Source organism: uncultured Pontibacter sp. (genome assembly GCF_947495565.1).
GTDB lineage: Bacteria > Bacteroidota > Bacteroidia > Cytophagales > Hymenobacteraceae > Pontibacter.
Window position 1 is genome coordinate 497250 of the sequence record NZ_CANLZM010000002.1, and the last position, 24728, is coordinate 521977.

23 protein-coding genes and 1 pseudogene are annotated in these 24728 nt (G+C 47.1%); 7 read left to right on the forward strand and 17 right to left on the reverse strand.

The features are described from left to right. Positions 1-3: 3 nt before the first annotated feature. The 5 genes from Q1B04_RS04620 to Q1B04_RS04640 form a co-directional block, all read right to left on the reverse strand. The gene (locus Q1B04_RS04620) at positions 4-492 is read right to left on the reverse strand and encodes a CHRD domain-containing protein (RefSeq protein WP_299756126.1); all 489 of its coding nucleotides are present in this window, start codon (positions 490-492) and stop codon (positions 4-6) included. 201 nt (positions 493-693) lie between these two features. Then, positions 694-1788 carry an efflux RND transporter periplasmic adaptor subunit gene (locus tag Q1B04_RS04625; protein WP_299756129.1) on the reverse strand — a complete coding sequence of 365 codons (1095 nt, stop codon included), beginning with the start codon at positions 1786-1788 and terminating at the stop codon, positions 694-696. 35 nt (positions 1789-1823) lie between these two features. Then, the gene (locus Q1B04_RS04630) at positions 1824-3074 is read right to left on the reverse strand and encodes an ABC transporter permease (RefSeq protein ID WP_299756131.1); all 1251 of its coding nucleotides are present in this window, start codon (positions 3072-3074) and stop codon (positions 1824-1826) included. Positions 3075-3245: 171 nt separating this feature from the next. Next, a complete protein-coding gene (locus Q1B04_RS04635; protein ID WP_299756133.1) occupies positions 3246-4484 on the reverse strand; it encodes an ABC transporter permease in 1239 nt (412 codons plus the stop codon). Between the two features lie 47 nt (positions 4485-4531). After that, on the reverse strand, positions 4532-5251 hold the full coding sequence (locus tag Q1B04_RS04640) for an ABC transporter ATP-binding protein (RefSeq protein WP_299756135.1): 720 nt from the start codon (positions 5249-5251) through the stop codon (positions 4532-4534). A gap of 350 nt (positions 5252-5601) precedes the next feature. Between Q1B04_RS04640 and Q1B04_RS04645 the strand changes: the two genes are divergently transcribed. Continuing rightward, on the forward strand, positions 5602-6156 hold the full coding sequence (locus Q1B04_RS04645; RefSeq protein ID WP_299756138.1) for a hypothetical protein: 555 nt from the start codon (positions 5602-5604) through the stop codon (positions 6154-6156). Between the two features lie 59 nt (positions 6157-6215). Here the strand turns inward: Q1B04_RS04645 and Q1B04_RS04650 are convergent, their stop codons facing one another. From Q1B04_RS04650 to Q1B04_RS04705, 12 genes and pseudogenes are all read right to left on the reverse strand, one after another. Then, positions 6216-7001 carry a pentapeptide repeat-containing protein gene (locus Q1B04_RS04650; protein WP_299756140.1) on the reverse strand — a complete coding sequence of 262 codons (786 nt, stop codon included), beginning with the start codon at positions 6999-7001 and terminating at the stop codon, positions 6216-6218. Between the two features lie 146 nt (positions 7002-7147). Then, the gene (locus tag Q1B04_RS04655; protein ID WP_299756142.1) at positions 7148-7309 is read right to left on the reverse strand and encodes a hypothetical protein; all 162 of its coding nucleotides are present in this window, start codon (positions 7307-7309) and stop codon (positions 7148-7150) included. Positions 7310-7338: 29 nt separating this feature from the next. Then, the gene (locus Q1B04_RS04660) at positions 7339-7710 is read right to left on the reverse strand and encodes a GntR family transcriptional regulator (RefSeq protein ID WP_299756145.1); all 372 of its coding nucleotides are present in this window, start codon (positions 7708-7710) and stop codon (positions 7339-7341) included. A 1-nt stretch (position 7711) separates the two neighbouring features. Next, entirely contained in the window at positions 7712-8458 is a 747-nt protein-coding gene (locus Q1B04_RS04665) for a hypothetical protein (RefSeq protein ID WP_299756148.1), read from the reverse strand. After that, positions 8455-8673, reverse strand: a complete 219-nt coding sequence (locus Q1B04_RS04670) for a hypothetical protein (RefSeq protein ID WP_299756150.1) — start codon at positions 8671-8673, stop codon at positions 8455-8457. Before Q1B04_RS04670 ends, Q1B04_RS04665 begins: the two co-directional genes overlap by 4 nt. Then, positions 8663-9514 carry an ABC transporter ATP-binding protein gene (locus Q1B04_RS04675; protein WP_299756152.1) on the reverse strand — a complete coding sequence of 284 codons (852 nt, stop codon included), beginning with the start codon at positions 9512-9514 and terminating at the stop codon, positions 8663-8665. The genes Q1B04_RS04670 and Q1B04_RS04675 overlap by 11 nt, the downstream gene beginning before the upstream one ends. Positions 9515-9735: 221 nt before the next feature. Next, positions 9736-11064 carry a hypothetical protein gene (locus tag Q1B04_RS04680; RefSeq protein WP_299756154.1) on the reverse strand — a complete coding sequence of 443 codons (1329 nt, stop codon included), beginning with the start codon at positions 11062-11064 and terminating at the stop codon, positions 9736-9738. A gap of 232 nt (positions 11065-11296) precedes the next feature. Next, the gene (lpdA, locus tag Q1B04_RS04685) at positions 11297-12700 is read right to left on the reverse strand and encodes a dihydrolipoyl dehydrogenase (RefSeq protein WP_299756157.1); all 1404 of its coding nucleotides are present in this window, start codon (positions 12698-12700) and stop codon (positions 11297-11299) included. Positions 12701-12860: 160 nt separating this feature from the next. Then, positions 12861-13088 carry a four helix bundle protein gene (locus Q1B04_RS19985; RefSeq protein ID WP_366524616.1) on the reverse strand — a complete coding sequence of 76 codons (228 nt, stop codon included), beginning with the start codon at positions 13086-13088 and terminating at the stop codon, positions 12861-12863. A gap of 124 nt (positions 13089-13212) precedes the next feature. After that, positions 13213-14736, reverse strand: coding sequence for a 2-oxoglutarate dehydrogenase complex dihydrolipoyllysine-residue succinyltransferase (odhB, locus tag Q1B04_RS04695; protein ID WP_299756160.1), 1524 nt, complete (start codon positions 14734-14736; stop codon positions 13213-13215). A gap of 54 nt (positions 14737-14790) precedes the next feature. Beyond that, positions 14791-15153, reverse strand: a pseudogene (locus Q1B04_RS04700) (four helix bundle protein). Between the two features lie 25 nt (positions 15154-15178). Continuing rightward, a complete protein-coding gene (locus Q1B04_RS04705; RefSeq protein WP_299756162.1) occupies positions 15179-17938 on the reverse strand; it encodes a 2-oxoglutarate dehydrogenase E1 component in 2760 nt (919 codons plus the stop codon). 435 nt (positions 17939-18373) lie between these two features. Here Q1B04_RS04705 and Q1B04_RS04710 point away from each other — a divergent pair, with 435 nt between their 5' ends. From Q1B04_RS04710 to aspA, 6 genes are all read left to right on the forward strand, one after another. Beyond that, a complete protein-coding gene (locus Q1B04_RS04710; RefSeq protein ID WP_299756164.1) occupies positions 18374-18781 on the forward strand; it encodes a WYL domain-containing protein in 408 nt (135 codons plus the stop codon). 140 nt (positions 18782-18921) lie between these two features. Beyond that, positions 18922-19392 carry a very short patch repair endonuclease gene (locus Q1B04_RS04715; protein ID WP_299756167.1) on the forward strand — a complete coding sequence of 157 codons (471 nt, stop codon included), beginning with the start codon at positions 18922-18924 and terminating at the stop codon, positions 19390-19392. 74 nt (positions 19393-19466) lie between these two features. Next, positions 19467-21200 (forward strand): M28 family metallopeptidase, encoded by a 1734-nt coding sequence (locus Q1B04_RS04720; RefSeq protein WP_299756169.1) that lies wholly within the window; start codon positions 19467-19469, stop codon positions 21198-21200. 332 nt (positions 21201-21532) lie between these two features. Continuing rightward, positions 21533-21769: a hypothetical protein gene (locus tag Q1B04_RS04725; protein ID WP_299756172.1), complete on the forward strand. Its 237-nt coding sequence runs from the start codon at positions 21533-21535 to the stop codon at positions 21767-21769. 132 nt (positions 21770-21901) lie between these two features. Beyond that, a complete protein-coding gene (locus Q1B04_RS04730; RefSeq protein ID WP_299756175.1) occupies positions 21902-23095 on the forward strand; it encodes a ribonuclease D in 1194 nt (397 codons plus the stop codon). A 2-nt stretch (positions 23096-23097) separates the two neighbouring features. After that, entirely contained in the window at positions 23098-24507 is a 1410-nt protein-coding gene (gene aspA / locus Q1B04_RS04735) for an aspartate ammonia-lyase (protein ID WP_299756178.1), read from the forward strand. Positions 24508-24728: the final 221 nt, after the last annotated feature.

A 24728-nucleotide genomic window follows, 5' to 3' on the forward strand; every position in this document is an offset into this window, starting at 1 on the left:
AAGTTACTGTATCAGGTTGCCACGCAGCTCACCGCTTGGGTATGTCGAGCTGTGGATGTTCACGTACCATAGGCCTGCCTTCAGATCATCTTCCTCATCCTGGGTTAGGGGCCGGGTGGAGCCGGATATTGTGCCGCTGGAGCCTTGGTTAAATCCTTCTTCAATATCAATTATAGGAGGAGCACTGGACTCCGGGTCTGCAGGCCCGTGAAAGTGCATGGCAGTGGTAGCAGCGTCTGAATCCCCTAGCTGCCAGGTAATGGTATAGTCTAGGGTATTGCTCAGCTCATTAAAAACGACATCCATCTCACCTGCCCCGGAGGTTGCAATAACTGGCCGCTCATTGGTTCCGAGTAGCGCTATGTCATTAAACTCTATGTCATCTGTAAGGTCAACGTCATCATCGTCGTCGTCGCAGGCCACACCCAGTCCGCTTAGCATGATCAGGCATACAACAAACAACTTACGGTAGTCTAGAATTCTCTTTTCCATAATAAAGTACTTAATAAGTAAAACTTACATATACTTATTTTACTGAGCCATACACCAGTTGTTAAGTTAGCCGGTCACTTTTCCGTAAGCTATCCAAAGCACTCCTCTAACGGCCATATTTGCACGGTAGGCACTCCGCCCAGAAACAGAGAAAGCGGGCATATTACCCGCTTTCTCACCTTAAACAAACACGTTTATACTTTAAATCTGAGCGACGCTGGCATCAGGCACTTTTACTTTGTCTTTTTTCTGAAGCCCGGATAGCACCTCTATGTTGATGCCGTCCGACAGTCCGGTTTTAATCATTCGCTTCTCGAAACGCTGCGGCGCTGTCTCCACCTCCACATACGGTTGCTCTTCCTCAAACTTGAGCATGCTTTCTTTTATAGCCAGAGTTCTATCGCGTTTGTCCAGCACAATATCAGCGTTGGCGCTGTAGCCGGCACGTATAAAGTCTTTCTCATCGAGCAGTACTTTGGCCCGAATCGGAAACTTTATAGAGCCTTCCTCATCCACGCCTTTGGGAGCGATGTACTCAAGCTTGGCATCGAACACACGGCCCTCAATCGCCCCGATGGTTAGCAGCAGGTCCATGTTCTCTCTCAGCTTGCCTACCTCCGACTCATCAATCTTGCCCTCAAAAATAAGGCTGCGCATATCGGCCACAGAGGCAATGGTGGTGCCCTCGTTAAAGTTGTTGCGCTCTATAATGGAGGTGCCTACCTTCACCGGCACATCTAGCAGCATGCCTTCTATGGTAGAGTAAACCAGGTTGGAGGATTGGCCGCGCTTGCGAGATGAGCCTTCGCGTACCAGCTGCAGGTTGCTCTCAGCGGCAGATAGCGCCTCCCGCTTCAGGCTGTAGTCGGCTTTATACTTGCGGAACTCCTGCTCCGGAATTACTTTCTCGGCATACAACTGCTCATAGCGCGCCAGCTCACGCTTAGCTTCCTCAAAGTTCAGTTTGGCAGTTTGCAGCTGGGTTTCGGCGTTGTTTACGTTTACCATGTTCGGCACAATGCGTATTTTGGCCAGTAGCTGCCCCTGCTTCACTACCTCACCCGTCTCCACGTACAGCTCCTCCACAATACCGGATACCTGCGATTTGACCTGCACCTCCTTGCGCGGTACAATAGAGCCTGTCGCCACGGTTTTCTTCACGATCTCTGTCTCGAAGGGAGCTTCTGTTTTGTATACAATAGGATCAGTGTTGGCTTTGTTGTAGAAGTAGTAGCCCAACCAGCCCGACAGGCCCAGAAATACCAGAATAAATAAACCTAGCAGAACCTTTTTCATAGTTAACATTATTTTAGCGTCTGTTTATACTTTGTTTACTCGTCTTTTAGCGCCACCACAGGATTTACTGCGGCTGCTTTTGTGGCAGGTATAAGGCCGGCCAGCGCACCCGTTACCACCAGCAGCACGGTGGCTGTAATGGCTATGCCGGGGTTAACCTCGGGCACACCGAAAAAGCCCGCCTGCACGTCAAACTTGCGCATCAGGTACTCTATCAGGGCGATAATTCCTGTACCGCCCAGCAGCCCCACATAGCCCGCCAGCCCCGTTATCATGATAGACTCCTGAATAATAAGGCTGACAATAGATAGCGGTGTGGCACCGAGGGCTTTGCGGATGCCGATCTCCTTTGTCCGCTCTTTCACCACTATCAGCATGATATTACCCACCCCGATGATACCCGCGATGATGGTGCCTATACTTACCAGCCAGCTAAAGCCGGCAATACCGGCAAACAGCCCCTGCACATCCTGAAACTCCTTCTCCACGTTGGCCGAACCGAAAGCCTTCAGGTCGGAGGGGGCTACCTGGTGGCGCTGCATCAGCAGGGTTTTAACCTTCTCTTCTATCACAGCGGCAGGAACGCCCGGCTTCGGCACCATGGCTAAAAAACCTACCTCATTTACCTGGTTAAAGGTCTGCTGCAGGGCCGTGTGCGGAATATAAATCACCTTAGCGTCTTCTACCACGTCCTCGCCTTTGCCCACCGGCTCAAAAGTGCCCACCACCTGAAAATAGCTCCCTTTAATGCTGATATACTTGCCCAACGGATTTTTCTCGTTCGGGAAAAGCACCTCCAGCACACGCGGCCCCACTACGGCCACCTTGCGTTTTTCCTGCATGTCGATACCGTTTACAAAGCGCCCGGTTTTAACAATTAGAGGCTTAACGAACAGTACTCCGGGCGTTTCGCCATTTACGGTAAAGGCTGAGCTTTTATTTTTGTAGTTCACAGTAAAGTCGCCCCGCAGCTGGTTGCTGGGTGCTATCACGCCTACCTCCGGAATCTTGGCTTTTATGGCGGCTACGTCGTCGTTGGTCATTTGTATGGTTCGGCCGGCCTTCAGCCCCATGTAGGGCACGCTGGTTCGTTGGGTCCAGATAAAAACCGCATTCTTGGCGATGTTAAATTCACTTGTGATGCCGTTTTCCAACCCTTTGCCCGCGCCCAGCAGCACCACCAGCATAAAGATGCCCCAAAACACGCCAAAGGCCGTAAGCGCCGTGCGGAGCTTATGCTTCTTTACCGTGTTATAGATCTCCGTCCATTTATCTATGTCGATCATGCTTTTATACTTTAGAATTTTGATTGAGTGAAAGAGCGAATGAATGAGTTGAAACTTAAATTATTAGCAGCTACAGGCTGGCAAGCATAAAAAGCATTTCTGCCTGAATCAGAAAACTCATACTTTTCAACCATCCAATATTAACTCATTCAAAATTCACTCACTCGCCATTTAATCTGCCCGAAGCGCCTCAATGGGTTTAATGTTTGCGGCTTTGAGGGCTGGCATTAAACCAGCAATAGCCCCTGACAGCACAAGCACCACCGTTGCCGACAGCGCCACACCCAGATCTACTTCCGGGTTAGCAAAAAATGGCAAATCTGCACCGGAAAGCAGGTGCTCCACCAGCGCCAGCAGTCCCGTACCGAACAGCAACCCCATATATCCGGAAAAAGCCGTTATCACCACCGACTCCTGCAAAATCAGGCTTACGATAGAGAACGGAGTTGCCCCTAAGGCTTTGCGGACACCAATTTCGCGGGTGCGCTCTTTTACAATGATGAGCATGATATTGCTCACCCCCACAATGCCTGCTATCAGGGTGCCGATGCCCACAATCCAAACAAAAATCCGGATGCCATTAAACAGGCCCTGAACTTTTAAGTATTCTGCTTCGGTGTTTTCCACGCCAATCGCCATGTCATCTGTTTCCGAAAACCTATGCCGCTGGGCCAGCAGCGCGCGCAGCTTATCTTCCATTTCTTTAGCCGGCACACCATCTGCAGCGGTAAGCAGCATCAGCTGCACCTGGTTTGGCTGGTTAAATGCGCTCTGCAGTGTCGAAAACGGAATGTAAGCGCGCTCCTCGCGGCGGCCGCTGTTGTTGCCACGCACTTTAAAAGTGCCCACTACTTTAAAATGGATGCCCCGAATATTCACATACTCCCCGATTGGGTTTTGCTCCCCAAACAGCACCTGCGCCACCTGATCGCCCAGTACGATCACTTTGCGTTTTTCGCGCTCATCTAACTCGTTCAGTATGCGGCCCCTGAAAGCGCGCTCGCCGTTCATCTCCATAAAGTCTGGGGCAGCGCCAAACACTTGGTATGAGCCGTTTTGCTTTTTGTAGTTGATGGTATACTCTCCCCACACGCGGTTGCGGGGTGCCATCATGTTCAGCTGTGACAGCTCCCGTTCAATAGCGCTCAGATCCTGGTTCGTAAACTTTATTTCACGGCCGGGCTTCATTCCTTTATGCGCCACAGCTGTTTTCCCGCTCCACACAAAAATGCTGTTCTTGGCACCGTCTCCGAAGCGGTTTATCACCCCGTTCTCCATCCCTTTGCCCGCGCCCAGCAGCAACACCAGCATAAAGATGCCCCAAAACACACCGAAGGCCGTCAGGAAGGTGCGCAGCTTGTTCTTGCGCATCGTACCCAGTATTTCCTGCCATTTATCTAAGTCGAACATTTTTATTGCTGGTTGATAATTATTGATTGCTGACCCGGAGAAGAACTTTACCGCTGTGCCACGCCTACAGCCGCCGCCTCGGCAGCTTCGTGCAAGCCATGATTATCGTTCACAATCAGGCCGTCTTTTAACCGGATGATGCGGTGGGTCTGGGCGGCTATGTCGTTCTCGTGCGTCACGATCACTACAGTCATGCCTTTGCCGTTTACCTCCTTAAAGATGTCCATTACCTCGTAGGATGTCTGGGTATCGAGGGCGCCGGTTGGCTCATCGGCAAGTATGAGTTTGGGTTGCGAGATAAGCGCCCGGGCTATGGCTACACGCTGCCGCTGCCCACCCGACATCTCGTTGGGCGAGTGCTCGGCCCACTCTTTTAGGCCCACCATTTCGAGATATTGCAGCGCCAGTTTATTGCGTTCACGGCGGCCCACTTTCTGGTAGTACAGCGGCAGCGCCACATTTTCCATGGCGTTTTTAAAGGACAGCAGGTTGAAGCTTTGGAACACAAAGCCTAAGAAGCGGTTGCGGTAATAGGCAGCCTTTGCCGCACTCAGGTTTTTGATGGATGTGCCTGCCAACGTATAACTGCCCTGGTCGTAATCATCCAGGATGCCCAGAATGTTGAGCAGCGTAGACTTGCCAGAGCCGGATGAGCCCATAATCGATACAAACTCCCCCTCCCGCACATGCATGTTAATACCTTTAAGCACATGCAGCTTGTTTTGCCCCACGGCATAGTACTTGTGTATATCCTGAAGCTGTATCATAGGCTAAAGATTTGATTAATAGACCTCTTATCTAATACGGTAGTCTGTTATGCAAGGTACTTTAAGTTATAAAAATTAACAGTTGCTTTATACTTACAACGATTTTATATCGACTTATCATGCATCTGTATCTACTAACTGGGCTTAACTGCAGCTCCATTTTAGTGAGCCGGCGGTTATGGCAAGTATAAAGTTAGCTAATGCCGCAGTGGCCGCTTGGTATAAATATAGATGCGAGTGATATTGGGTAGGTTGCCTGTAAATCCGGATTTATTTAAGATGCGCAGCAGTAACCTTAAAGTGCAACGGATGCGGAAATCCCGCGCCGTCGGAAAACGTACCATACATGTATGCCGCCGCCATTACCCGAGCCCATCCTGTTCCACCCACTAAAGCACCATTTAGGCTACATTCTGGGCTTTGTGCAGGAAAGTATAGACCTGCCGGAAGTGCAGCTGCAGAAAGCCCTGCGCACTATCGGAGGTTCGCAATTGGATCTGTATATTGGGCCGCTCACGGCACAGCAGCTCTCGGAAGAAGTGATTTTATACTTGCAGGAGCGGGATTTACTGCAGCCAGAGGCTTTCCGGGAGCACCTTGCGCCCAATGGCTACCGCACCTACACGCTTTCGGATAAATCGGTGTGGGCTATGCGCTGGGGTGTGCATGCCAACCGGCACGTGCACCTGCACCCCGGTCGCTATTCCCTGCATACGTTACGTGTTAAGGCCAATCATCTTAAAACAGCCATTGCTGTGGCTGTGGCAAGTATAAAGTATGGCCTACGTATAAACCTGGAACTGCTGAACCAGGTGCGGGCAGCTTGGCTGGCGCTGCCGCCGGTGCCTGAGTATACTGCTGCGGAGGGTTTGGGAAAGGTGATGCTGTTATTGCAGTCATCATAAAAAAAGGCCGCGCTACTTTTTAGAAAGTAGCGCGGCCAGAAAGATGTATGTTACATTTTTTATTGCGCCATGCGCTGCAGGGTAGCCAACGTTACGTGCTCGTTGTTAAATTTGGTATACTTAAAGTCATCGCTGCCTTTAAAGTTTGCGCCCTTAATGTTGAAGGATCTTTCGGCCTCAGCATATTTAAAGTTGGCAATGCCGTTAAACAACGCTTTCTCGAAATTCACGCCTCCGTTGAACTCAGCATACTTAAAGTTGGCCTCTCCCCTGAAATTAGCGCCTGCAAAACTTACGCGCTCCGGAAACTCAACATACTTAAAGTTAGCATCTCTATCAAAACGTACGTTGCTGAAGTTAGGGCCCTTGTCGAACTCGGCATACTTAAACAGTGCCTCCTCCGCAAAACGGCTGCTCATGAAATTGGCTTTGCCATCGAACTCGCTATACTTAAAGGCAGACTTCTTCTCAAAGTTACAGTTCTCGAAAACTACGTCTTTCTCAAAATTGGTATTGTATACTTCGTTGCTGCTGCTGAAAAGGCCGCCTTTCACTTCTTTGCTAACATAGGCCAGCACATCGCCTTTAAAGGTGCAGTTCACAAAAGTAAGTGGGGTCGTTACTGTGCTTACATACTCATTCGAGCCGATGTTGCCGCTGTTTTTACGCTCCATGTTCTTGAGCGTGGTCATATCAAGGTCGCCGTCGATAACGGCATTTTTGTAAGACACAGCCTCGCCTCGGTTTATCTTTTCTATAATATCAGAAGCTTTTACGCGTGTCTGGGCCCAGGCCATTAGGGGCAGCATGAGCATTACGAGTAGTACCTGTACTTTTTTCAGCATAGTTGTATGTGTTAAGGTTATAGGTTGCCGGAGGCGTTTGCTTAAAAGATGCAGCAAGTATGGGCAAGGTTGCCTGAGCCTCAGAAAAAAAGAATGCCTTTGCACCTTTCGCCTCAAAAAAGCAACTGGCACAAAGGCATTTAGCTTTATTCGGCTGCCGGAGGGGCGGGTGGCGCCGGTGCTTTGTGTAGTGGTTCTGTGCTTACAGAGGCATCCAAACCATAATATTTGGCGGTCCCCATTACCGCTGTGGCTCCCAGCAGTATCACGATGAACAGGCCCAGCAGAAGTTTATTACTTAGTTTCATGTAAATGCGCTTTAAAATGGTGAGATCAGTTAATTTATACTTGGACCCTCATACTTGGCAGCATACGCTTTCAAGTCCTCCAGCGACAGCCCCAGCAGTTTCATGGTTCTTAAAAACACCGGAAGCTCCTCCTCCACAAACTGCTCTTTTTTCAGGGCGATGGTTTTTTCGAGGCCATCATCGGCCAAAAAGTAGCCAATGCCGCGCTTGTTGTAGATAATGCCTTTGTCCTGCAGGTAGTTGAACGTGCGCATGGTGGTATTGGGGTTTACCTCAAACTCCACGGCCATATCGCGGATGGAAGGTATTTTGTCGCCGCTTAGCCATTCTCTCTTCAGGATGTTCTCGAAGAAGCGGTTGGCGATTTGTAGGTATATGGCTTGATTGTCTTTAAATTCCATCTTACACTTGCCTTTCTTTCAATTTAAAATACGATACCACCAGCAGGTACAGCGGCAGCACAAACCAGAACAGGAATGGGATAACTTCCTTGAAAAGGAATCTCATGGAGTCTCTAAATTCAACAGAGGTATTATCAGGGCCAAAATGCCTGCTTTCGCCGAAAAGAAGATACCCTACCCCGCCTGTATACATCCCTAATACTGTAAAGAGTATAAAAGCTGCCAGTAGGGTTTTCATGAAGTTATTCCCCTTGAATGTACAGGCTCCTAACAAAAAGATAGTCTGTAACACCATATAAGCGCTTATATCTCTGATATTCAGGAACAAATATTTCGATTGGAAAAAAGAAAAAACAGGTTCCCCGATTATAAGCGCGCTAATAGCCATGAGAATCGAAAAACAAATCCCTATTGCTACAACATATATTGGTGATGAGATTAACCAGGCTCCTATAAGTTTTTCAACTGTGGATACCGGAAGTGTGAGAAACATATAGCTCTTTTGGGGTGATTGCATCTCAGTGTATACTTTGCTCGAAAGTATAAATCCACAAACAAAAAAAACGATCCCAAACAAGTTAACGAGTATAGGAACGCTGCTGGCACCTTTGAAGTAAGGTAACAACACAGATGCAGCCAACAAAAATCCTGTTACTGCTACGATGCTAATCCATAGCGAATTAAGGTTCATGTATAGCTGCCGCTTTATAAAATGGCCCAGCCGTGTCAGGTCGAATTCAGTAGTCATAGTTTTATTTTGTACAAATGGTCGTCAACGATAGAATTATCTTTAATTATACTTTTCAGGAGTGCCTCCACGGGGTAAGTATAGTTCACCTGTTTGGTGGTAAGCAGCACGGCACACACGGCGGCAATTAGCGCCGTTAACAGGGTCCGCAGACTTCGGAGCATCCTGCCGGTGGCAAGCTGGTTTATACTTGCAGTGTCAGGTTTAGTATTCATACTTCAGGTTGGCGAAGGCCTCGTTAATGGCAGGCGCATTTTTCACGATGCCGTTAAACAGCAGCTCCATATCCACGCGGCTATCCACACCTGCTATGTTCTTCACGATGCCCGCTTTGCGGCCCTGCAACTCCTCTGTGTATAAAATCTCCTGATCCGGCACGCCTGCCAGGTTATACTCAAAAGCCAGTCGCTCAGAAATATGGGCAATGCTGTGGTTAAAGATGATGTTGCCTTGCTCCAGCACCACAATGTTATCGATCAGGTTTTCCAGGTCGCGCACCTGGTGGGTAGAGATGATGATGATCTTTTCCTCGTCCAGAGAGGCTGCCATAATCTTGCGGAACTGGCTTTTGGAAGGAATATCGAGGCCGTTGGTTGGCTCATCAAGTATGAGCACGCGGGCGTTGGTGGCCAGGCCAAAAGCAATAAGAAACTTCTTCTTCTGGCCATAAGATAGCGTGGAAAGCTTTGCATCGTCTGACAGCTCAAACTCTGCCAGATATGCTTCCAGTTGGTTTTGGCTGAACCTGGTATAGAAAACCGAATTGATCTTCACGAAAGTGGCCAGGCTAACCGGCGGCAGCTCAAATTCCTCCGGAATCATGTAGATATCCTGCAGCATGGCGGGCTTGCGCGCAGCGGCATGGTGGCCAAACACGGTGCACTGCCCGCTATCCGGGTACAGCAAACCAGAAATCAGCTTCAGCAACGACGATTTACCAGCGCCGTTCTTGCCCAGCAAACCATAGATAAAGCCAGGCTGCAGGTTTAGGTTCAGGTTCTCGAAGAGCTGCCGCTTCTTTTTGTACCTGAAATTAATGTGTGAAAGTTTAATCATAGTTTTATCGGCTTAGTGTATTAGATTACTAGTACACTACAAATGTAAAGGAGGTTTTCTGATTCGCAAGCGTTTAGCAAAAAATAATTTGGCTTCCCTCTAAAAAGTCTTGATAAACAAACAGCGCCACCCTTTTGGGGTGGCGCTGCCAGGTATAAATTAATGTAAGTGATTAGATAATAAGTATAAGCATAAATTTATCCTGTGCAGCTCAGAGGCTGCTACAACTTTAGCTTAATTGAGTTGACCCAAAGTGCTTGCCTGTCAAAATTTTTCAAAAAATTATTAAGCAGAAATGATTTGTTTATACTTACCCTGTCATGATAAGCTACTTCACCATTTAAAATGATTTTAACAGGTTCTTCAAGATTTACCATCACATTACTTATTAATACCTCCAGTTCTTTAACACGAGATGTATTAATGTAAAAAGTATTGTTCTGGTAGAATCCTGTCACAGCTGCACTTTTATCAATAGTACCATAATACGGCTCATCTACAAAAACCTTATCTATTTTGTTATAGCTGATGGTGTTCAGACCTTTATGCCATAAGCTTGCCTCTTGCGCTGCATTAAACTCATTGATTTTAAGCCAGTCGCACTGCTTATTATGTATATTATTAGTCTCCCAATAAACTTGCTTAGCAAAGGGGTTACGACTTATACCTTTCAAAAATTTAGTCGCTAACGGCAAATCTTTTAACAAGTGCTCATCATAATGCTCATAACCATGATATTCTTTGTAGAGCACAGGGCTTTTTATACTATCTAGAAGAGTTACAATTAGCCTTGCCTGCTCTACAGGCCTAATTACATCTTTATCAGAGTGCACTATGTATAGCGGCCTATTAGCAGTGTTTCTCAAATAGAAGTTATTTGCATGTATGTTAAAAATCATGGAGTTGTAAGCTATAAAACCGGCAAACAGTGTTGGTTTATATAACAGAAGGCCAACACATCCATCGGATCCATCAGAATGACCCAAGCCATAAATTTTAGAGTCATCAATATTTAACACCAATTTTAACTCCTCCACTATACTTGCAAGCGTATTATAGGTAAGGTTTTGGCTTGGTTTGAACCCATTCCTAACCCAGTCAAATTGCTTGGATCGATCGGCGTAGGGCCTCACTACAATAAAGTCTTGCTTTGTAAAGTATTGGAAGAAAATATCCTCTTCTGATGTACTTGAGTCAGGCTTTAGCGCAGCCGTAAAAGAACTACGCCCTACAGCACCGTGAAGCAGCAAGAGTAATGGGCTTTTTTTAGAGTTGGAGTAGCCCTTAGGTATAAATATCCTCACAGGCACCTGCCCAAATACAGAATCATTATAGAAATACAGATACTCTTGATCTACCTGCGGTATCTCTTGGTATTGCTTCCATTCAGAAAGCAATCGGAATGTCGAATCCGAGCCTATCAGCTTGTTGTTCTTAATAGCTTCTATAGCCTCTAAAGGCGCACGTGACTTGGGAGGAAGCACCATACTTTGCCCTAAAGCTAAATTTAGGGTTAAAGTATACACTAATAGAATTACAATCTTTTTCATAGCATCTGCAGTAAATAGGCTTAATTTTTATCTGCACAAGAGATGAAAATGATTTAGAATAGTTGCATATATAGCTCTATAAATATTATTATACTTTTTGAACTAGCTGAATTTTACTGATAGTTTTCTCAATTCAGCACGCATGATCCAGGCCTAGATATCCACTGAGAAAACAAACAGCGCCACCCTTTCGAGGTGGCGCTGCCAGGTATAAATTAATGTATGAAACGGCTTAGATATGCAAAGCGCGGTTTTCTGTGGCGGCTAAGCAAGCTTCTTTCATGGCTTCGGCATAGGTTGGGTGCGCATGGCTCATGCGGGCCACATCTTCAGCCGATGCACGGAACTCCATAGCTGTTACAGCCTCAGCAATCAGGTCAGCGATGCGTGGGCCGATCATGTGCACACCTAGGATCTCGTCTGTTTCCTTATCTGCCAGCACTTTCACGAAACCGTCGGTGTCACCGGATGCCTTGGCACGACCCGACGCCTTGAATGGGAACGAACCGGACTTGTAGGCGCGACCCTGCTCCTTCAACTGCTCCTCGGTAAAACCAACACCTGCCACTTCCGGCCAGGTATAAACTACACCCGGGATCAGGTTATAATTAATATGTGGCTTTTGCCCCACGATATGCTCTGCAACCAAAACACCCTCTTCTTCGGCTTTGTGTGCCAGCATCGCGCCACGCACCACGTCGCCAATCGCGAAGATGCCCGGCACGTTTGTTTCTAGGTGGTCGTTTACGGCAATCATACCGCGCTCACCCAGTTGCACACCAGCGTTCTCCAGACCAAGGCCTTCAGTATATGGTTTGCGGCCAACAGATACCAGCACGTAATCGCCTTCAAATGTTACCGTTTCGCCTTTCGGGTTCTCAGCAGTCACTTTCACTACCTCGCCCTCGTTGGTGGCGCCGGTTACTTTGTGGCTCATGAAGAACTCAAACTTCAGCGTTTTTTTCAGGATGCGCATCAGCTCTTTGCCTAGCGCCCGGTCCATGGTCGGAATAATAGAATCCATGTACTCAATCACCTGCACTTTAGCACCCAAACGAGCATATACTGAGCCTAACTCCAAACCGATTACCCCACCACCGATGATAATCATGTTTTTCGGAATTTCAGTCAACGACAAAGCCTCTGTAGAAGTGATGATGCGCTTCTTGTCAAGAGGAAGGAACGGAAGGGTGGTTGGCTTAGAACCGGTCGCGATAATCGTTTTCTTCGTTTCGATCTGTTGCTCCTTGCCTTCTGCGTCGGTAATCTTAATCGTGTTTTTGTTCACGAAAGAGCCAAGGCCGAAGTATGTGTCGATCTTGTTCTTCTTCATCAGGTAGGTAATGCCGTCGTTGTTAGACTTTACTACCTCGCCCTTGCGCTTGATCATCTGCGTCAGGTTTACCTTCAGGTTCTCCAGTTCAATGCCGTGCTCCGAGAAAGCGTGCGCCGCGTTGTGGTAATGCTCTGATGAGTCGAGCAGGGCTTTAGACGGAATACATCCTACGTTCAGGCAGGTGCCGCCCAGTACATTATACTTTTCTATGATCGCGGTTTTCAGGCCAACCTGGGCGCAACGGATTGCCGCCACATACCCGCCAGGGCCAGAACCGATAACTACTACGTCGTATTGCACTTTAGTATAGTTAAGAGTTAAAAGTTATGAGTTAAGAGTTGTTCTTTTTAGATGTAAGAATGATACTACTTAGCATCTTCTGCAACTCTACGCAATCCTTGTGTATACTTTCGAAGGCTGCGGTTTCTAATAATTCAACTGCATGGAGTAATTGTAGCCATTAGCTTGTTTCTCGCGCTTCTTTTAAAGCGATATGCAGCTTGTGTATAAAATCCGGTTTAGACTGCGCGGCAACAGCTTCTTCTGCATTCGCTCCTATAGATGTTCCGCTTCTAACCAGTTGCTTAGCAAGTATAAATTCTTGCTTCTGATCTTTTAGGTACATGTACAGCTTTGTAATCCGAATCGCAAACTGAAATGCTTTTTTAGCTACAATGCTATCAGCCATGCTTTTGTAGTTAAGAGTTAAAAGTTATGAGCTAAAAGTTGGTACGCAGGATGTACAAAAACATCTAAACCACTTATAACTCATAACTTTTAACTCTTAACTGCGCCTATTACTAGGCGTTCTTTTAAACGCCCAGCAATAGGCGCATCGGGTCTTCCAGTAGTTCTTTTACGCGAACAAGGAAGCTTACTGACTCGCGACCGTCGATAATGCGGTGATCGTAAGACAGGGCCAGGTACATCATCGGGCGAATCTCAACTTGTCCGTTGATGGCAACTGGGCGCTGCACAATGTTGTGCATGCCAAGTATGGCTGACTGCGGCGCATTGATGATTGGCGTAGACATCATAGAACCGAACACACCACCGTTAGTGATCGTGAAGGTACCACCTGTCATCTCCTCAATGGAAAGCTTGCCATCACGCGCTTTCTTCGCCAACCGAATAACCTCTTTCTCGATGCCATCCAGCGACAAGCTTTCTGCGTTGCGTATAACCGGCACAACAAGACCTTTCGGCGAAGAAACAGCAATCGAAACATCCACAAAATCATTAAAGATCATGTCATTACCATCAATCTGAGCGTTTACCGCTGGCCATTCTTTCAGGGCAACAGTACAAGCCTTTGTGAAGAACGACATGAAGCCTAAGCCTACTTCGTGCACTTCTTTAAACTTGTCTTTATACTTGGCTCGGATGTCCATGATCGGCTTCATGTCAACCTCGTTGAAGGTTGTCAGCATGGCCGTTTCGTTCTTCACCTGCACCAGGCGGCGGGCAACTGTTTTGCGCAGCGAGCTCATTTTCTCACGGCGTTGGTTGCGCGCGCCGGCAGCAGCTGGCGCCTCTGCAGCAGCCTCTTGCTTAGGCGCTGGAGCAGCAGCTGGTTTGGCAGCGGCTTGCTGGGCATTTTGTGCATCCTCTTTGGTGATGCGGCCATCGCGGCCTGAGCCTTGCACATCGGCAGGGTTAATACCTTTCTCAGAAAGGATTTTGCCTGCAGCCGGTGATGGCGTGCCAGAGGCGTATGTTTGTGCACCTGACGGTGCGGCAGCTGGCTGAGCAGAAGCTTTATGGTCGGCCTCATCTTGCTTGGCTGCAGCCTGCGCATTTGCTTTTACAGCACCTGCACCTGGCACAATGCGGCAAAGCAGGCCACCAATCTCCACTGTATCACCTTCCTGCGCTACAATTTCTAAAGTTCCTGCGGCTTCGGCTGGCAGTTCAAAAGTGGCTTTGTCAGACTCTAATTCCGCAATCACCTCATCCATCTCTACATGATCGCCGTTGCTTTTTAGCCAGTTTGAAATGGTAACTTCAGAGATAGACTCACCTACAGTTGGCACTTTCATCTCTACCGCCTCACCTGCACCGTCTGTTGCAGCTGGTGCCGCAGGAGCAGATGCGGCAGCACCGTCCTGGTCAATTTTGCAGATTAGAGCGCCCACATCAATTGTGTCGCCTTCCTGTGCTACAATGCGTAAAATGCCTGCGGCTTCGGCGGGCAGTTCAAAGGTGGCTTTGTCAGATTCCAGCTCAGCAATCACCTCATCCATTTCCACACGGTCGCCGTCTTTCTTAAGCCATTGGGCTATGGTTACCTCAGTGATCGACTCACCTACGGCAGGCACTTTAACTTCTAAGCTCATATTTTATTCAATTAGGAATTACGAATTAATAAGTAAGAATTATTTCTGATCGAATTAAGTATCATTCTGATTTTTAACAGTCTTCAGGATCGAACCTGAAATCTTTAGCAGCTCTTCACAATCTGCCAGCAACGAAACTGCCTGCTCTGAACTTATAAACTGAGTGTCTCTGAGCAACCGTAACCAATAGTTAGTTTCTCTGGCTTCTTTATAGACAATTGAGAGTTTTGCAATGAAGTCTTTTTTGCTTTAAGCGCCAGCAGCTTCCTCCGCATTAGCACCTATAGACGTGCCACTGCGGAGGATTTGCCTTGATATAACTGTATCATTTCTCTCCTGAGATAGGAACTTGTACAAATTAACAATGCGAATAGCGAACGCATAACTTTTTGTAAGCAATACATTCTCCGCTTTCACATTCTTAATTTTTAATTCCTAATTCTTAATTCGCCGCAAACGCTCTCTCAATGATATCCTGCTGCTCTTTTACATGCACTTTCATGTAACCTGTGGCAGGCGATGCACTGGCTTTGCGGGCCACAACATCTTCTACGCCGTTACGCATGATGCGCAGTACATAAGTCCAGGCCCCCATGTTCTCCGGCTCTTCCTGTACCCAGTATACTTTGGCGTTCTTATACTTCTTCAGTTCTGCCTCCAGCTGTACTTTCGGGAACGGCGCCAGCTGCTCCATACGAATGATGGCTACGTCTTTGCGCTTGTTCTTCTGCTGCTCCTCCAACAGGTCAAAGTATACTTTACCTGAGCAAAGCAGCACCTTCTTCACCGATTTTGCCGACGCATAATTATCGCCAAGCACTTCTTTGAAGCTACCCGATGTAAAATCCTCTACAGGAGAAACCACAGCCGGGTGGCGCAGCAGCGATTTTGGCGACATGTTAACAGCAGGCTTACGGAACGGCAAGGCCAACTGGCGACGCATAAAATGGAACAGGTTGGCTGGCGTAGTGACGTTTGTCACGAATATGTTGTTCTCTGCCGCTAACTGCAGGAATCGTTCAGGGCGGGCATTGGAGTGCTCTGGCCCCTGGCCTTCGTAACCGTGCGGCAACAGCATCACCAAACCGTTCATGCGCTGCCACTTAGATTCTGTGGAAGAGATAAACTGATCAATCATTACTTGTGCTCCGTTGCCGAAGTCACCGAACTGCGCCTCCCAAATTACCAAGGCATTCGGGTTAGCCATCGCGTAGCCAAACTCAAACCCCAGCACGCCATACTCTGAGAGCAGGGAGTTATAGATTTCGAATGAACCCTGCTCCTCGCTCATGTGGTTCAGGCTGTTATACGGAGCGCTTGTTACGGCATCGTGTAATACGGCGTGGCGGTGCGAGAATGTACCGCGCTGCACATCCTGTCCTGAGAAACGAACTACCCTGCCGTCCAACAATACAGAGCCATAGGCCAGCAATTCGGCTGCAGCCCAGTTTAGCTGCTTGCTCTCAAAGAACATTTCCTTACGCTCTTTAATCAGCTTCTCGATCTGCTTCAGAGGCTTAAAGCCCTGCGGCAATACAGTTAACGCTTTGCCAACTGCCTCTACTGCTTCTGCAGAAATACCTGTCTCCGGCGACTGGTTGAAATCTTCCGGCTTGGAGCGGCGCAGAGACTGCCACTCTTTCTCCATCTGCTGGTAGTTATATGGCAACGGCTTTTGCTTTACCATATCCAGGCGGTCCTGAAGCATCTGACGGAATTCTTTGTCCATGCTCTTGGCCAGGTCAGCATCTACCTCCCCACGGGTAATCAACTGCTTGTTATATACCTCGCGCGGGTTAGCGTGCTTCGAGATCATATTGTACAGCTGCGGCTGCGTGAACTTCGGCTCATCAGACTCGTTATGTCCGTGGCGGCGGTAGCATACCATATCAATAAAGATATCGTTGTTTACCTTCTGGCGATACTCCATAGCCATACGCATGGCAAACACCACTGCCTCCGGATCATCTCCGTTCACGTGCAGCACCGGTGCATCTATAACTTTGGCAACGTCTGTGCTGTAGATAGAAGAACGGGCGTCTTCAAAATCAGTCGTAAAGCCAACCTGGTTGTTGATTACGAAGTGGATGGTGCCGCCAGTATTATAGCCTTCTAAGTTTGCCATTTGCGTCACCTCGTATACAATGCCTTGTCCTGCTACGGCCGCGTCTCCATGTATAAGTATAGGCAGCACCTTGTCGGCGTCTTTGCTATACATGCAGTCAATCTTAGCGCGCACAAAACCTTCTACTACCGGATTCACCGCTTCCAGGTGCGATGGGTTTGGAGCAAGCTTCAGGTTTACTTTTTTGCCGGATGGCGTAACTACCTCAGAGGAGTAACCCATGTGGTATTTTACGTCACCATCGCCCATGGTTAAATCCGGAACGGCTGTGCCTTCAAACTCAGAGAAGATCTGCTCATAGGTTTTGCCCATGATGTTGGCAAGCACGTTCAGTCTGCCGCGGTGCGCCATACCTATTACTACTTCCTCAACACCTAGTTCAGAGCCTTTATCAATAATAGCATCAAGGGCAGGAATAGTTGTTTCGCCACCCTCCAGTGAGAAGCGCTTCTGGCCCAAAAACTTTGTGTGCAGGAAGTTCTCAAATACCACTGCCTCGTTTAATTTGGACAGGATGCGCTTTTTATATTCTATCCCAGGATTAAAGTTCAGGGAGTCTTTCTCCACCTTCTGCTTGAACCACTCCAGCACCTCCGGATCGCGGATGTACATGTATTCAAAGCCGATAGAGCCTTCGTAGATTTTCTTCAGCGCCGCCTCAATGTCGCGCAGTGTAGCCGGCCCGATTCCAATAATTTCACCAACTTGGAAAACAGTATCCAGATCCGCCTGTGTTAAGCCAAAGTCTGACAAGTCTAGCCTTGCCTTACGGTCTTTGCGTGGGCGAACAGGGTTGGTTTTGGAGCGTAAGTGGCCGCGTGTGCGGTAAGCGTGGATCAGGTTACGAACGGCAACCTCTTTCTCAGACTCACCGGCAGCCACAGCGCCTTTTGCGGAGGCCGGAGTTGTGCCTTCGGCCACCTCATGGCCGTTTTCGGCATAAGCCGTAGCAAACTCGAAACCTTCAAAAAACTTGCGCCACCCGGCATCTACTGACTCCGGGTCCTGCTGATAAGTTTTGTATAGCTCATCAATATAATCGCCGTGCGCATTAGCGATGTATGTATATTTATCCATAGTATAAACTACTGCATGTGTAAAGGCAAAGATAGAGGTATTATTGAAAAATCAAATTTCATGTATTCGCATTAGCAAATATGCCTTACAATCAATAACAAAACTTCTATTCTCTTACCCAGTTTCATACTTCGTGGTTACCTTAAGTCAGCATTTAACTTCAACATCCAAAGAATTTTAGGAGATAACTTGAATTAGGAGCATTAATCTACCGCAAGGCTTTCGTAGCACATTGCTTTTTCTGCAGCCATACTTGCCTGATACTTTAAAGCTGTTTTAGAATGTTCAATAAGTATAGATTGATCACTCTATCATACTTGCAAAAACTGCTTTAAAGATATATTCCCATCAAACAAATCAGAAATAGTTAAAAAACATTAAAGTATAATCCCAGTTACTTTAAGCGTTTATATTTCCTGTTGCAACAGTAGTATAATGCTCACCTTTATAACAGGTAAAAAAGTTCATGTCACTGCGGCTAAAATCTTAACGCTGTTACAGAGCAGCAATGCAGGTATTCCAGACCCTAACCTAGAGGTAATTATGTATAGCTATCTGCTTGAAGAACTGTCGAAGGCAATTGGGGCCAGGCTCCTGGTGAGCTTCGAGTATGAAAACAAAACTCATATAGTAGAGCCACATCTTTTAGGGCAAGATAAGCAGCATGAATCCTGTTTGGTGGCCTGGCTAACTTATAAGGATGGCCAGAAAGACCAAGGCTGGCACTGTTTTCAGCTGAGCAAGATGAAACACGCTAAAATTACGGAGGAAAGGTTCTGCAACAAACGGCCCGGTTATGACCCTTACGACAACACCATGTCCCGTATCTACTACCGCATCTGAAAGCAGACTGATACCCGCGCGCAAGCCTCTCCAGGTTATGAAAATGCCAATGCATCTATAAAGTATAAGTATAGGCTGGCATCAAACTATGCTTGATTTATTTGTGTTATACCTTTGCAAAAAGTACAGCCGTAGTAGCATTGACGAAGAGAAGAACATATAAAAGGCCGCAACAACCCCTTACAGCCCTAGAAAAAATAAGCCGCTATATGCGGGCTAACAAAGCGAAGAACACACAGCCCGAGCTGAAACTGCGAAGGGCACTGTGGCAATCCGGCCTGCGCGGCTATCGGGTGCACTGGCCTAAAGCCCCTGGCAAGCCAGACATCTGCTACCCCTCCCGCCGCCTAGCTGTGTTTGTGCATGGCTGCTTCTGGCACCGCTGCCCCTACTGCAAACCTAGCTTGCCCAAAACCAATACAGCTTTCTGGAGCAACAAGTTTGCAAACAATCTATCACGTGATGCAAAGTATGGCGTGATGTACCGCGAAGCTGGCTGGCAGCGTTTGGTAGTGTGGGAGTGCCAACTAAAGCACCGCCAGGAAAGTATAGTTGCCGTAATACAGGCTTTGCACAGCGGCGTGCCTGAGAGCTGGCAAATAGCGGCATAATAAGTATAAAGTGCTGATTTATAAAGTGTGGAATTTTCGTTATCTTGAGGAGACACTAAGTATACTTTATATCTATGAAGAAACACATTCCGCTACTTGGCCTGCTCGGGCTACTGGCATTAGGCTGCAACGAAAGCTCACGGCAGGTTAGCGAAGCTGATCAAGAGGCCGCTCTAGCTGCCGACAGCGCTAACTTACAACCAGCGCTGCAGCAGATAAGCGCTTCCAGTCTGCTGGGCCATACTTCCACACTTGCTTCCGATGCTTTCGAAGGCCGTGCGCCAGGCTCTGTGGGCGAAGATTCTACAGTGGCTTACCTTACCCGTCATTTCAAGCAGCTGGGGCTGCAGCCAGGAAACGCAGACGGCAGTTATGTGCAGAAAGTACCTATGTTTGGCTATACTCCCACTCCTAAAGCTACCATCAACGCCAACGGCAGAAACATCCAGCTTAGCTTTCCGAATGATTATGTGGCCTTAACCCGCCGTTATGCGCCTTCCGCCGAAGTCAACAATTCTGATATGGTGTTTGTGGGCTACGGTGTGGTGGCGCCGGAATACGGCTGGGATGACTACAAAGGTCTGGATGTAAAAGGAAAGACCATTGTCATGCTTGTAAGCGACCCACCTGTACCAGACGCAAACAATCCGGAGCAGCTTGACAGTACCATATTTGGCGGCAAAGCGATGACCTACTATGGCCGTTGGACCTACAAGTATGAAATTGCTGCAGAGAAAGGAGCCGCCGCTGCTATCATTATACATGAGACAGGCCCGGCAGGCTATCCTTACGAGGTAATTTCTGGCAGCCACAGCCGCGAAGGCTTTGAAATCATCACCCCTGACAAGAATATGAACCGCGCTGAGGTAGAAGCCTGGATCACAGAACCAAAAGCACGGGAAATATTCACTGCTCTGGGTCGTGACTTTGATGAGCTGAAGCAAGCCGCCATCAGTAAAGACTTCAAACCTGTGCCGCTCAAAGCTACTGCCAGCTTTAACATTAAAAATGAGCTGCGCGAGGTGCAGTCGCAGAACGTGATTGCTAAATTAGAAGGCTCTGATCCGGAACTGAAGGATGAATACGTTGTTTACACCGCACACTGGGATCACTTAGGCAAAGACCCCTCCTTGCAAGGCGACCAAGTATACAACGGTGCTTTGGATAATGCTACCGGCACCGCAGGCCTTCTGGAGCTAGCGAAAGCCTTTAGCCAGATGGAAACCAAACCAAAACGCTCCATACTATTTCTGGCAGTAACAGCCGAGGAGAAAGGTCTGCTCGGATCCAAATATTACGCCAGCAGCCCTTTGTACCCTCTCGAAAAGACAGTAGCTGTTATCAACATGGACGTGCTAAATGCCTATGGCCCTACCGAAGATGTGGTAGTGGTCGGGTTTGGCAACTCTACTTTAGAGGATGTGCTGGCGCAGGAAGCAAAATCTCAGAACCGCCGCATTGTGCCGGAGGCTACGCCAGAAACGGGCTCATTCTACCGCTCTGATCATTTTGAATTTGCCAAACAGGGTGTTCCTGCCCTTTACGCCAGCTCTGGTGTAGTAGCCCATAACCAACCAGCTGATTACGTAAAGCAGTGGAAGCAGCGCTATACCGCCAATGATTACCACAAATTATCGGATGAAGTGCGTGATGACTGGAACCTGGAGGGCGCTGTAGAGGATTTGCAGCTCTTCCTGCGAGTTGGCTACAGGGTGGCCAATACAGAAAAATATCCCGAATGGAAGGACGGTACTGAGTTTAAGGCGAAGCGCGAAGAGACATTATCTAAGTCAGCTGCTTCAAAATAAATGCATTTGCTTGCTGAAGCTTGTTACTATATGTAGCAGGCTTTTTTTATTCCCCTCCCTTCTGCTTGTTATACTACTTTAGCACCTGTTCTGCATTTAAAATTTTACTTTTTTTAAGCATAGCTAAATTTGCCAAATCACACTACGCCTTAGAAATGTTTTATTAATAGCTCCATTGTAGTTTCTGACATAAATTCATTAGCAACAAATAATTGTGCGTTAACTAGCAGCATAATGTCTTTTACTTCAAAAACAGCTACTTTATAATATCGGCAGGGTTACTTCTTGATGACTTCCGTATAAATAAGTACAAAATCAATTTATATAAGATTATGAAAAAGATTTGGAAATTCGTCTTCGCCGCTTTTGCAGCTTTCGCTTTTACGGCTTGCGGCACCGATAATAATACAACTACTGAATCAGAAACTTACGAGACAACTGATGAGGTAGGAACTGATATGGAAACCGATATGAACATGGATGAGGACACTACTATTATGGTAGAAGATACTACTGTAAATGATGGTGTTGCAGACGACATTCAGGAGGAGCAACCTCCAATCCAATAACGATAACAAACTTTCAGGAAAAGCCTCTGCTCTATAAGCAGAGGCTTTTTTTATACTTTAGATGTATACTTCCCGACGTAAAAAGAAGGCACATAAAGCTGAATATGCTTTAAACCTTTTTTATATTTAGCAATGGAAAATAAAACGCTGATACATGATGGCGTAAAGATTAAACTGATCGAGCAACAGGATCAACTTCAGGAGGCTGTAAGCCTTCTGAGCCAAAGCAAAGAACTTGCCCTAGACCTGGAATTTGATCAGAATCGTTTTACTTACGGTTTTAACCTTTGCCTGGTGCAGATCGCTGATGAGAGTGGTACCTGCTACATTATAGACCCTTTTACCTTATCTAACCTCCAGCCACTGTTCGACCTACTTGAAAACAGTGCTATCACTAAAATCATACATCACTCCAACAATGACATCTTACTGCTTGATAAGCTCGGGTGCAATATTAAAGGAGTGATGGATACCGATGTAGCCGCCAAAATTCTGAACTATGAGCGCTCTTCCCTTGCCACAGTCCTGAAAGAAGAGTTTAGCATGGAGATTGACAAATCTCAGCAATCAAGCAACTGGAACAAGCGCCCACTAACTGATGCTCAGCTACAGTATGCCGCAATTGATGTTATTTACCTGCATCGCATCAAATCAAAATTAGTACAGGAAGTTGAGCATCTTGATCGTTTACACTGGCTTCAGGAGGAGAACTCACTGCTGGAGGGGCTTACTTACTCTGAACCTACCAACCCACACCTAAAGCTCCGAAACGCCTTTAAGCTTAATTATTACCAACAGTTTATACTGAAGCATCTATTTATTTTTAGAGAGCAAATGGGCAAGCAGTTCAACAAGCCTGCCCCATATATTATAGCTAATGATGCCCTGGTAGAGCTTGCTAATAATCCTAACACAGATATTCACGAATGGCTAAACCATACGCGTGGTATACATGGGGGCCTAAAACGTTCTCGCAACGAAAAGCTGTTACAAGACGCAATGCAGCATGCTAAAAGCGCAGCCAAGGAAAATAACATCAGCCATGATTATCCAGAAAACCGTTGGCAGCGCCCACTTCGCACTCTCGAGGCGGAGCAGCGAAAAGAGGAGCTGACTAAGGTGCAGAAACAGATCGTGGATAAGTATGGCGAGTACGCGGCCCGTCTTATCATCACACAAAGCGTGATAAATGATTATAGCTTCAGCGGGCAGTTGCGCTGCTCTAAGAAATATGCCATTGATATTATTACTTCTACTGCTGAGGAAATTGGAGTTGCCCTGCCATACCCTCTAGGCACTAACCCAACACCTAATCAAGAAAACTAAATATGAGCGAGTTCAGAACAGAGCACGATTTTTTGGGAGAAATGGAAATCCCTAATTCGGCTTATTACGGTATACAGACCTCACGTGCTTTAGATAACTTCAATATCACAGGGCTCCCTATCTCAAGGGAGCCACTTTTCATTCAAGCTTTTGGCTACGTCAAAAAAGCGGCTGCCATGGCTAACCGTGATTGTGGCGTGCTCAAACCTGAAATAGCAGACGCTATTTGTAAAGCTTGCGATAAGCTTATTGCTGGCGAGTACCTTGATCAATTTGTTACAGACATGATTCAAGGAGGTGCCGGCACATCCGTGAACATGAATGTGAATGAGGTCGTTGCCAATTTGGCACTTGAAATATTAGGTTATCAAAAAGGTGATTACCAATATGTTCACCCAAACAATCATGTTAATTTTTCTCAATCCACTAACGATGCCTATCCTACAGCTTTTCGGTTGGCGCTCTACCGTAAAATAGAAAGTTTTATTGAGAGCCTGCAGGCATTACAAGAAGCATTCAAGCGTAAAGGCGTGGAGTTTAAGGAAGTATTAAAAATGGGACGTACCCAATTGCAAGATGCTGTCCCGATGACTTTAGGTGCAGAGTTTAATGGCTTCTCCACAACTATCAGGGAAGATATTCAGCGTTTGAATGAAGCTAAAATGCTGATTTGTGAAATCAATATGGGAGCTACTGCTATCGGAACTTCTATTAATGCACCGGAAGGGTATCCTGAAATTGTAACCGAGCACCTGCGCAACCTCACCGATATACCTGTTGTACTTGCTGAAGACTTGATAGAGGCAACTTGCGATACAGGTGCTTATGTACAGGTCTCAGGTGTGATGAAGCGTTCGGCAGTAAAGATTTCGAAAATTTGCAACGACCTAAGGTTACTCTCTTCTGGCCCACGCACAGGTATAAATGAAATTAACCTACCACGTATGCAGCCTGGTTCCTCTATTATGCCAGGTAAAGTAAACCCAGTTATACCAGAAGTTGTTAACCAAACAGCTTTTTATGTAATAGGCACAGACATGACCGTAACAATGGCAGCTGAAGCTGGCCAGTTGCAGTTAAATGTAATGGAACCTGTTATTGCCTATAGTCTTTTCAGCTCCTTAACATACATGGAGAATGCTTGCTATACTTTAACCAATAAATGTGTAAATGGCATAACAGCCAATGAGGAGATATGTGCTAATATGGTTATGAATAGCATTGGTATTATCACAGCCTTGAATCCTATTTTGGGGTACGAAGAGTCAGCTTCTATCGCAAAGGAGGCTCTGGCCACTGGCAAATCCATCCATGCTATCACGGTGCTAGAGCGCGAGAGGGTCACGCAGCAGAAATGGGAGGAGATTTTCTCGGTTGACAACCTGATTCACCCCAAGTTCATAAACAGCTGACCTTTCGATGCCGGCTCCCCCTCTACTAACAGCAAAGGCCGCACCCGATCGGGTGCGGCCTTTGCTTGTTTACAGGGTCCAGCTGCACGCTGCGAGCAGGGCTCCCATTGCGGTGTACACCTGCTACGGCCTATGCCTCCCCCGTTCTGCTGCTGCGGGCAACCCTGGCTGCCGCAGCTTTTGGGTATGTTGTGGTGTGAAAAAGGAAAAGGGGGGCAGCG